This is a genomic window from Dorea sp. AM58-8 (genome assembly GCF_003464045.1).
In the GTDB taxonomy this organism is placed as follows: Bacteria; Bacillota; Clostridia; order Lachnospirales; family Lachnospiraceae; genus Claveliimonas; species Claveliimonas ammoniilytica.
Window position 1 is genome coordinate 1 of record NZ_QSDM01000038.1, and the last position, 10,248, is coordinate 10,248.

Sequence of the window (10,248 nt, forward strand, 5' to 3'; positions counted from 1 at the left end):
TCGGGCAGAACTTCGGGACATATTCGGAAAACTCCTCGAACAGCGGCTCCTCGCTCTCCTCAGAATCCGTCATATCCTCCTCGACGCGCCCAGCCCATCCGCAGTCGGAGCACCAGATGCCGTCCACGGGGTTTACATTTGCGGCTTTCGAGTAAGCGCTCCCCATGGTGATGAAAACCCTACTCATCGTTCTCAGCCCTCTCCCCATTGCTCTTCTCACGCACTCCGGCTTCCTTCCGCATCGCGGCAATTAGCTCCTCGGGCGTGATTCCGAGACCGTCCGCAATGGCGAAAAAGGATGCAAGGCTCGGCAGACGTGTCGGCTTTCCACCGCTTCCAGCCATCCCGGCGAACCAAGCGGATTTGCTGATTCCGCTTTTCTTGATGGCATTGTCGAGCGTCATCCACTTCTCGTACACGATGCGGCGCACCGCAACCGCGAAACACCCGAGTTCCGGGAAACGCTCAACGGCTTTCTCCGCCTGTGGCTTACCCGCCATGGTATCTCCTTTCTTACGGCTAGATTGATTACTGGTAATATATCATACCACCAAACCAGATAAATCTTCAAGCCGATACTCCATATATCCCGCACAAATAGGACAACAAACCAGCTTGAAAGCAATCCAGCAATATAGTAAAATAGACTCACTATCCATATATGGATATAAAGAAGGATGTGACGCATCAATGGACGCTAAACGCTATACGCTGATGAACAAGAACCGACCGGTTCTCGATTTCCTTTACAACCTCGACGCGCACCATGTCGTGAAGATACTAAAGCGGCGCGAGCTTGACTTCGCTCCTCCCGCGATTCTTGATATGAAGGGGAACCCGACAAGGGCTGCACTCGACGGCTGGTGGCTCAGGCGGGCAATTCCAGCGTCCCGTGCCCAGACACAGCGGCTTATGGCCGAACTGCATGTCGATAGTATGCTCGCAGACTAAAGAACCCAATACTCCCGATTTCCTTGATTCCGAAGTCGCGGACATGAAAGATGCTTCCGCCAAGCTACTATGTGATAGCAACAGCGGGCAACCGTCAAAGAACTTGCATACAGAACATTAGAAAGAAGGTCATACTATGAGAACTTATCAACACCCAATATACCAAGACAACGCTATGGCGATTCGCGCCGAATATGATGAGGAAAAACGAGTCTTCGATTTGATGAAGAAGTTCCTCTATATCGTCGGGGCGATAACGGCGATAGTTGTTTTCCTTTTGCTTCTCGTTAATTCCCCTGCCCTGATAACTCAGACTGGTGCAATTGGAATCATTGCACTCGTTCCCGTCCTGCTGGCTGCAACAGCCTTTACCGGGTTTTACGTCGGCACAGTACCGGCTGGCTACATCGCCGCATGGCGTGCAATTAAGCGCTCAAGGCTGTTCGTTTGGGGCAACGCTCTCGGACTGCTCCTCATAGCGACGCTTCTTCTTTTCATCCCGGCCGCATTCGCGCCCATTGCCTTCCTTCTCCAGTGGTTGAAGGTGTCAAATCTCAAGCGTCAGCTTGACGCGAACGCATAGTGAGGTAAACTGAACGTGTTTTCTTCCTCCGTGGAGAAACTTTCTTGCTTTAGCCCGCTGCTCCCTGATGTGCGACATTAAGGGAACGGCGGGCGCTTTTATGCCGATTCTCGCAACCTATATAGCGGCGCAAGCGGAACATCCCGCCCGCGCCGCTTTTTAATTAACGCTCGCCATTCTCCTTGTTCGGTTCCGGGCGTTCCTGCGCAGGTGTCTGTTGCGCTCGCTGGGAACCGCCGCTTCCGGCGTTCCCGCCGTTCTTCTTCCCTTTCGGCATGACCGTTGAGGATACTTCCGCCCTGAGTTCATCGGCTCCGCGCCAGCAGGCGAGAATCAGACGCTTAACCTCCGAATCGTCCGCGATATCCGAATCGGGGCGCGGGAGTTTCAGCTTTGGGATATCCGCGATTTCCATGCCCTCCATGCCGCGTATCTCCTTGCGGTACTTCTGGTAGACGCTTCTAATTTGCGCAAGGTACTTCTCCTTCGTTTCCGTTACCATCGCCTTTTGCTGCTCGATATTCCTCTTCTCCGCAACGGCTGCGCTTCCTTCAGCATGGATGAATTTCGCCACATTCGCCGTGAACGCAGCTTCCAACCCCTTCGTTCCGAGGTCTGCATCGAGCTTCGCCACGGAGAAGGCATAGCGGTTGTTGTCCGTGTCGGTAACGTACATACGCCCCCTCTTGAACTCCGTGTCAACGCCCCATGATTCCAAAAGCTCGCGGTAATCATAGATGTTCTCCGCTTCCCCGGCGGCGATACGGCACAGCTCTCGCAAGTTCGTCTTATAGGAGTCGATGCCGCGTGCCGCAAGTTCCTTCTCGATACGGGACGGTTGCTTCTTATGGACGGAGGAATTGCGCTCGCCCTCCACGACCTGTTTCAACCCCCACTCGTGGTCGAGGTCGCGGATGCGACTGGCGCGTTTCACCTTGGCGCGTTTCCCGCGCCCCTCATCGAGCCGCTTGCCCGTGGAGAGGTCGGTACGGTTGATGACGATATGGACGGCATAGCGATGGGTCTTGTCCGCCTTGCAGTATTCGTTGTGAAGCGCCATCACTATCTGCTGGTTGCCCTTGAAAACGGAAATCCGGTGGAGAGCCGCATCATCCGAAAGCGCCTGCAAGTCTTTTGTGACACGACAGGATACGAACGTGTGGACTTCCATTCGCTCCGCCATCTCTCCACGAAGTACAAACTCAAACTGACACAGGGCGATATTAAATCCGTCCAAGGAGATACTGGTCACGCCGAAGCCCAGATGGTGACAGACGTTTACTCGGAAATTGAAGACGAGAACCGGCGTGAGAACGCGGCTCGCATGGAAGCCGACTTCTACAGTCCTACCGCCAAAAATGGGAAATCATCAGCAACAGAGGATATCGGCGAAGCTCTGGCAGCTATCCTTAAGAACCTGTCACCTGAGCAACTTTCAGCTCTTGTCTCCGCTGCCCGTTAGCAGTGGTTGTTAGCAAATCGTCCCAAATGTTGTGCCAGACACACAGGTAGATGTTTTTTGTTAGCAAACAATAGAAACGGAAAAACGGAAAGACGGCTATACCGAAAACTGGAATGCCAGTCGAAAACGGTGTAGCCGTCTAAAAAGGAAAAATGCCGGAAACCCTTGAAAAATCAGGCTTCCGGCGATTTTTACCACACGTCCCAGACAGGAATCGAACCTGCGGCGTTTCGCTTAGGAGGCGAACCCTCTATCCTACTGAGGTACTGAGACACATCATATTCAGTTAGCAAAAAGTCTTCGTTCCTACAACCGCTTAGGAGGCGAGTGCTCTATCCAGCTGAGCTATGACGACACATGCCGCAACCCTTTAATTTTACTGAGTTTCTGAGATTTTTCCCAACGGCTATATTATTGTAACATTCCTATATCTGAAAATCAAGTGACGATGATCCTATTATTGCCTATTCGAAAGTCTCTACTTCCACCCACTCGTTCCTCGTATCTTCATCCCAGATCATCAGATGGATTTTGGATTCGATACCGTCTTTTGCATATACAAATGGTTCTTCTTTCAGCATCTCAACATGCTTTCCATTCTGTAATAATTCTGTTTTTCTCTTCTGCGCTTTCTTTTTCAGGTCATTTATGTGCCGTTCTTCATCTTTATCGAACACTCTATTCCCAAATTTCGCGGTAGCCAGTTTTAGCTTATGATCGATCAATTCTACCACTGTAGAATGTGCAGACGTATGCAACATTCTAGCAATTTTCTTTGCTACCGCTCTTTTTGGGTAAAACTCATATATTTTCAACCAGCGAAGCAGACTTTTATCATCTGCTTCTTTCCCGAGACATTTCATTTCTTCCACAGCTTCATCCGATACTTGCCACCAGTCATATGACGGAACCAGGTATTTATCAGGCACAGCGGGGTATGAACAGTAATTTAACGGTGGAAATTCAGCAAGATATGATAACTTTACTTCCTGTTCTGTGCAGTACTCTTCACCCAGATATTCTCGTTTATCGCGCAGGATGGCAATTCTATACTCTAATTGTCTCAGATATTCATATCCCTTTACCCAAAAATGTCCGGTTCCACTATAATCATATAAGTGTACCTCCAGCGTCAAATTCTGAAAAAACAGCGTACACACGGTCTCTCCCTGGTATACTGCAAGCACATATCTGCCTTCACTTTCATCCAGCCTTGCCTCCAGCTCTCCCTCATATTCTTTCAGATAAGTCCCAGTAAGTACGGCTTCCTTAAATACCAGAAAACTCTCAACTGCGTCATTCATCAGGTACACAAGACGGATATCTGAGGTTTGTTGTGACGATACCGCAGTATTTGGGACTAATAATTCAAACTGATTCTGAGATAACAACACATTTAATTTATCCAATGCATCCTGAAATGGAAATTCGTATTGCATGATCTAATTCCTACCTGTATAAAATCTTCTTCATTTATACAACAAAACTCACCGTCCCGCAAGACGATGAGTCTGTTTTTTTCACATATCTCTTATTTGATTGCTTCAAATGCTGCATCCAGTGCTGCGATCAGATCTTCTGCTTTCTCGATACCGATTGACAAACGGATTGTATTTGGCTTAATGCCCTGCTCCAGCAGTTCTTCTTCTGTGCACTGGCTGTGTGTAGTAGTTGCCGGATGGATAACCAAGGATTTCACGTCAGCTACATTTGCAAGCAGTGAGAAGATTGCCAGGTTGTCAATAAATTTCTGTGCTGTAGCCGCATCTCCCTTAATTTCAAATGTGAAGATTGATCCACCACCATTTGGCAGATACTTCTTATACAGATCATGAGTCGGCTCTGTAGGAAGTGACGGATGATGTACCGCCTCTACCTGTGGATGTTTTGACAGGTAGTCTACAATCTTCAATGTGTTGCTTACATGTCTCTCTACACGAAGTGAGAGGGTTTCCAGGCCCTGCAAGAATATAAACGCGTGGAACGGAGAGAGGGTCGCACCAGTATCACGTAATATGATTGCTCGAATGTAAGTTACAAACGCTGCAGGGCCCGCAGCTTCTGCAAATGATACGCCATGGTAGCTAGGGTTAGCTTCGGAGATCCATGGATATCTTCCAGATGCTTTCCAGTCGAATTTTCCTCCGTCTACGATTACGCCGCCGATTGCTGTACCATGTCCGCCGATAAATTTCGTTGCTGAATGTACGACAATGTCTGCGCCGTATTCAATCGGACGGATCAGGTAAGGTGTTGCGAAAGTAGAATCTACTACTAGCGGAAGACCATGCTTATGAGCAATTTCTGCAATCTTTGCAATGTCAATTACATTGGAATTAGGATTGCCAAGTGTCTCTACGAAAATAGCTTTTGTATTTTCCTGAATGGCTGCCTCAAATGATCCCTCTACATATGGATCAACGAAAGTAGTAGTTACATTATTATTTAACGGTAATGTATGTGCCAGATAATTATATGTACCACCATAGATTGTCTTAGAAGCTACGATGTGTTCGCCAGATTTCGTCAGTGCCTGGAATGTATAGCTCAGTGCTGCTGCTCCGGATGCAACTGCCAGTGCTGCAACTCCGCCTTCCAGAGATGCGATTCTCTGTTCAAAAATATCCTCTGTAGGATTAGTAAGTCTTCCGTAAATGTTTCCTGCATCACGAAGTCCAAATCTGTCTGCTGCATGCTGTGAATCATGGAATACGTAAGATGTTGTAGCGTAGATTGGAACTGCTCTTGCATCTGTTACCGAATCTGCTTTCTCCTGTCCGATGTGAAGCTGTCTTGTTTCAAATCCCCAGTTTTTAGAATCGTTTATATTTGCCATAATGATTACCTCCTGAATATCTAAAATATTTTGTATTATCTTTTATGTGTTTCTCTCTTTGTTGTATTCATAGTAACATAGTAGGATTATACTGTCTAATATACAAAAAAAATACCGAGTTATAGTTTTATTTTATAACTCAGTATTTTATATTCATTCACTAATATTCAAATACTTTTTCAAATCTTCCACATACAGCACTCCCATTTTGCTGAGCAGAGTATTCTTTCTCGTGATATATCCAATCTCCATCACGCTGTTTGGATTCTGTTCATCATCCTGAAATGGTACAGCCACATAATCATTGCCGTTCAGCTCCTCACATATAATACCGGAACACAATGTGTATCCATTCAGTCCAATCATCAGATTCAGCATCGTAGCTCGATCATTTGCCCGAATCACCTGTGAATATTCATTCGTAGACAGAATCTCTTCTGCAAGATAAAACGAACTGTTATCACCCTGTTCAAATGACAGACACGGATATCCGTCTAACTGTTCAAAACTGATCGACTTTTCCTTTGCCAATGGATGATGTTTCCAAATATACACATATGCCTGACAGTCAATCAGATGATGGAACTCCAGTCCTGCCGATTTCATCATTTTACCAAGCGATTTGCGATTAAAATCACTGAGATACAGAATACCTATCTCACTCTTCATGGTACTTACATCCTGAATCACTTCCGCAGTCCTTGTCTCACGGATTGCGAATTCGTATTTCGACATATCGAATTCTTTCGCCATATCCACAAATGCTTTCACTGCAAATGAATAATGCTGCGTTGATACACCGAATTTCTTCTTATAAGATCCACCTTCACCATATTTTTCAAGGACAGTTTCATATTGTCCGTATATCTGCTTGGCATACAATAAAAACTCAGCCCCATCATTGGTCAGCGTAACGCCTCGCCCACTTCGATAAAATATCGTAATACCAAGTTCTTTTTCCAGTTCCTTAATCGCATTCGTCAGCGACGGCTGCGATACATACAGCTTCTCGGCTGCTTTATTCATAGACTTCGTTTCTGCAATTGTAATAATGTAATTCAGCTGTGTAAGTGTCATAAGTCAGTCCTCTTTTGAATCTTTATCCTTCCGTCTCAGTCTTTTTTCCTTTTGTATCATAGTCATCCAGAAAATTATATTTCATATCATCTTTGTGATATCCGATTACAGTATTCAGATTGATATTATGGATACTGTTGAATATATTCGTATCGATTACACTGCTGATATTTCTAAACTGCTCTACCAGCTCTTTCATCTCATCACGTTTTGACTTTCTGCCGCCTCCGCAGGTAGAACAATTCTCCGTAAAACGGCATGCACATTGGATAAACTGTAATTTGTTATAATCCCTCCACGCCTTGATCCCTTCTTCTTTTATCATATACATCGGTCGAATCAGTTCCATTCCTTCAAAATTCTGGCTATGAAGTTTCGGCATCATTGTCTCTATTTTCGCGCTATACAACATTCCCATCAAGATAGTCTCAATCACATCATCAAAATGATGTCCCAGCGCAATCTTATTACATCCCAGCTCTTTTGCCTTAGAATACAGATATCCCCGTCTCATTCTGGCACACAGATAACATGGATTCTTATCAATTGTTGCAACTGTATCGAATATATCTGACTCAAATACGGTCAGTGGAATTCCAAGTAACTTGGCATTATTCAAAATAATATTCCAGTTATCTTCATTGTATCCCGGATTCATTACCAGAAATACCACTTCAAAATTCACCTTTCCATGACGCTTCAGTTCCTGGAAAAGCTTTGCCATCAGCATGGAATCTTTTCCGCCGGAGATACAGACTGCAATCTTATCCCCTTCCTGTACTAACTGATACTCATTCAACGCCTTGGTAAAGGGTCTCCAGACAGATCTGCGGAACTTCTTAATAATGCTTCGTTCAATCTCTCTGGTACGCTCCGCAAGCTGTTCTTCCGAATCTTTCTGAACAAATCTGGTCAGCGTTAATTTCAGATATGACCGATATCCACCGGTGACATTACCGGCATCGTAACCATCTGCAATCAGATCCTGTACATACTCCAGGCTCCGCTCTCCGGTATGACACATCAGATAGATTTCCTTATCTTTATATAGTTCCAGTTCCGTCTTACGGTCTTCAAATTCTGCCATCGGAAGGTTGACTGCCCCCGGAAATGTACCTCTCTGGTACTGATCCTCAGGCCGGATATCTACGACAAGTATCTTGTCCTTATCCGCTCTCTCCAACGATTCAATGGTAATAGACTTCATAAAATGTTTCCTCCTCTTAAGCGTCAAAATACGACGGAGCACGAAGCTCCGCCGTTTTCAGATGTAATACATACCCTGTGCAGCCTGATTAGTCTGCTCTGCATGCTCTGTCAATTTCTTCAATGTCAGCTTATCCAGTATCCTGTGTACCTCTTCATTGATCGGATCGATGACCGTTTCCTGCACTGCAAGTGCTTCCGCCTCGCCCTTCTGACCGGGAGCAAGTCGCTCATCATCCAGAAAATACGATCCGTCAAGTGTAACTATGATGTCTGAAATTCGAATATATTCCGGATTACCAGCCAGAAAATAACCCCCCTGTGGTCCCTTGATGCTCTTTATAATACCAGCTTTTTTTAAAACTGAAAATATCTGTTCGAGATATTTGATAGAAATATTATTTCGTTCTGCTATTTCACACAAAGCACAGGGACTATCTGTATGTTCAGCCAGATCAATCAATGCTCTGATACCGTATCTGCTTCTTTTTGAAAAATTCATATATAACGCCTTTCAATTATTCTGTAAAGAGTGGAGTAGAGTAATATCTGTCTCCTGTATCCGGAAGAAGTGCTACAATTACTTTTCCCTTATTCTCCGGACGCTTTGCAAGTTCGATTGCTCCATGAAGTGCTGCACCAGAAGAGATACCTACCAGTACTCCTTCCTTCTTAGCAAGAAGTTTTGCTGCTGCAAATGCATCTTCGTTTTCAGCTTTGAAAATTTCATCATAGATCTCTGTATTCAATACATCCGGTACGAATCCCGCACCAATTCCCTGAATCTTGTGTGCTCCTGCTTTACCCTCAGAAAGTACTGGTGAAGTAGCAGGCTCAAGTGCTATAACCTTCACATCCGGATTCTGTTCTTTGAGGTACTCGCCTGTACCTGTCAGTGTTCCACCTGTACCTACGCCAGCGATAAAGATATCTACCTTACCATCTGTATCTTTCCAGATTTCAGGACCCGTAGTAGCTTTGTGTACTGCCGGGTTAGCCGGATTCACAAACTGTCCGGGAATGAAACTTCCAGGAATCTCTTTCGCAAGTTCTTCTGCCTTAGCGATTGCTCCCTTCATACCCTTAGCACCTTCTGTCAGCACCAACTCAGCACCATATGCTTTCAGGATGTTTCTTCTCTCAACACTCATTGTCTCCGGCATTGTCAGGATGATTCTGTATCCCTTTGCCGCTGCGATAGATGCAAGACCGATTCCTGTATTACCTGATGTAGGTTCGATGATAACGGAACCTTCTTTCAACTGTCCCTTTGCTTCTGCATCTTCGATCATTGCCTTCGCAATTCTGTCCTTTACACTTCCGGCCGGGTTAAAGTACTCAAGCTTAACAAGTACCGTTGCTTCCAACCCAAGTTCCTTCTCGATATTAGTTACCTCTACAAGTGGTGTATTTCCAATTAATCCCAGTGTTCCCTGATAAATATTTGCCATGATATATCTCCTTCCAAGTCTTTATATTTTCTTGTCTTGTTTGCTATGGCTGTATATTATCACTAAATACCTACTGAGTCAATAGGTTTTATAGGTTTTTATTGAAATTTTTTTTTACGAACTATATAATAGACATATTAACGGAGGTAATATCCTATGATTTCAACAAAAGCACGTTATGCATTAAGAGTAATGATCGACCTGGCTGAACATCAGGATGCTGGATATATTCCATTAAAGGACATTGCAGCACGCCAGGAGATTTCTGAAAAATATCTTGAGATTATTATCAAGATACTGGTAAAAGGAAAAATGTTAAAAGGACTTCGTGGTAAGGGAGGCGGATATATTCTTACCAGAGAACCATCTGAATATATCGTTGGTGACATCATCGAATTAACCGAAGGTCCACTTGCTCCCGTTGCCTGCTTACAGCCGGATGCTGAAGTCTGCAATCGCAAAGACATCTGCGTAACCCTTCCACTCTGGGAGAAATACTACGCGCTGGTTTATGACTTCTTCTTTCACATTACACTGGAAGATGTGATAAATAATAATTTCTAAGCAGACCTAAAAAGGGGAAATCGGCTAATGCCGATTTCTTCCCATTTTAAAGAAGAATAGAGATACCCCGTGGAAATGTGTGCTTCTTAGCATCGGCATATTCCACGGGGTATCTCTA

General features: G+C 45.0%; 13 protein-coding genes and 1 tRNA gene. 4 read left to right on the forward strand and 10 right to left on the reverse strand.

What is annotated here, in order from left to right; translation table 11 throughout:
• A partial coding sequence (locus DXA18_RS15885) for a hypothetical protein (protein ID WP_207661824.1) occupies positions 1–187 on the reverse strand: 187 nt, incomplete at its 3' end.
• Positions 180–500 carry a hypothetical protein gene (locus tag DXA18_RS15035; protein WP_118384545.1) on the reverse strand — a complete coding sequence of 107 codons (321 nt, stop codon included), beginning with the start codon at positions 498–500 and terminating at the stop codon, positions 180–182. The genes DXA18_RS15035 and DXA18_RS15885, both read right to left, overlap by 8 nt.
• A gap of 190 nt (positions 501–690) precedes the next feature.
• Between DXA18_RS15035 and DXA18_RS15040 the strand changes: the two genes are divergently transcribed.
• Positions 691–951, forward strand: a complete 261-nt coding sequence (locus DXA18_RS15040) for a hypothetical protein (protein ID WP_118384546.1) — start codon at positions 691–693, stop codon at positions 949–951.
• A 136-nt stretch (positions 952–1,087) separates the two neighbouring features.
• Positions 1,088–1,534, forward strand: coding sequence for a hypothetical protein (locus DXA18_RS15045; protein WP_118384547.1), 447 nt, complete (start codon positions 1,088–1,090; stop codon positions 1,532–1,534).
• Between the two features lie 163 nt (positions 1,535–1,697).
• Here the strand turns inward: DXA18_RS15045 and DXA18_RS15050 are convergent, their stop codons facing one another.
• Positions 1,698–2,423, reverse strand: a complete 726-nt coding sequence (locus DXA18_RS15050) for a hypothetical protein (RefSeq protein ID WP_442873217.1) — start codon at positions 2,421–2,423, stop codon at positions 1,698–1,700.
• Here DXA18_RS15050 and DXA18_RS17755 point away from each other — a divergent pair.
• Positions 2,382–2,996, forward strand: coding sequence for a hypothetical protein (locus tag DXA18_RS17755; RefSeq protein ID WP_442873218.1), 615 nt, complete (start codon positions 2,382–2,384; stop codon positions 2,994–2,996). The genes DXA18_RS15050 and DXA18_RS17755 overlap by 42 nt on opposite strands.
• A 199-nt stretch (positions 2,997–3,195) precedes the next feature.
• Here the strand turns inward: DXA18_RS17755 and DXA18_RS15060 are convergent.
• The 7 genes from DXA18_RS15060 to cysK form a co-directional block, all read right to left on the reverse strand.
• Positions 3,196–3,269 (reverse strand) — tRNA-Arg (locus DXA18_RS15060).
• Between the two features lie 191 nt (positions 3,270–3,460).
• On the reverse strand, positions 3,461–4,435 hold the full coding sequence (locus DXA18_RS15065; RefSeq protein ID WP_118384550.1) for a DUF3878 family protein: 975 nt from the start codon (positions 4,433–4,435) through the stop codon (positions 3,461–3,463).
• Between the two features lie 92 nt (positions 4,436–4,527).
• A complete protein-coding gene (locus DXA18_RS15070) occupies positions 4,528–5,832 on the reverse strand; it encodes an O-acetylhomoserine aminocarboxypropyltransferase/cysteine synthase family protein (RefSeq protein ID WP_118384551.1) in 1,305 nt (434 codons plus the stop codon).
• Between the two features lie 153 nt (positions 5,833–5,985).
• The gene (locus DXA18_RS15075; RefSeq protein WP_118384552.1) at positions 5,986–6,909 is read right to left on the reverse strand and encodes a LysR family transcriptional regulator; all 924 of its coding nucleotides are present in this window, start codon (positions 6,907–6,909) and stop codon (positions 5,986–5,988) included.
• Between the two features lie 22 nt (positions 6,910–6,931).
• Positions 6,932–8,116, reverse strand: coding sequence for an ATP-binding protein (locus DXA18_RS15080; RefSeq protein ID WP_118384553.1), 1,185 nt, complete (start codon positions 8,114–8,116; stop codon positions 6,932–6,934).
• 57 nt (positions 8,117–8,173) lie between these two features.
• A complete protein-coding gene (locus tag DXA18_RS15085) occupies positions 8,174–8,617 on the reverse strand; it encodes an RrF2 family transcriptional regulator (protein ID WP_118384554.1) in 444 nt (147 codons plus the stop codon).
• Between the two features lie 16 nt (positions 8,618–8,633).
• Positions 8,634–9,566, reverse strand: coding sequence for a cysteine synthase A (cysK, locus tag DXA18_RS15090; protein ID WP_118384555.1), 933 nt, complete (start codon positions 9,564–9,566; stop codon positions 8,634–8,636).
• A 156-nt stretch (positions 9,567–9,722) separates the two neighbouring features.
• Here cysK and DXA18_RS15095 point away from each other — a divergent pair, with 156 nt between their 5' ends.
• Positions 9,723–10,130, forward strand: coding sequence for an RrF2 family transcriptional regulator (locus DXA18_RS15095; protein WP_118384556.1), 408 nt, complete (start codon positions 9,723–9,725; stop codon positions 10,128–10,130).
• The last annotated feature ends 118 nt before the right edge of the window (positions 10,131–10,248 follow it).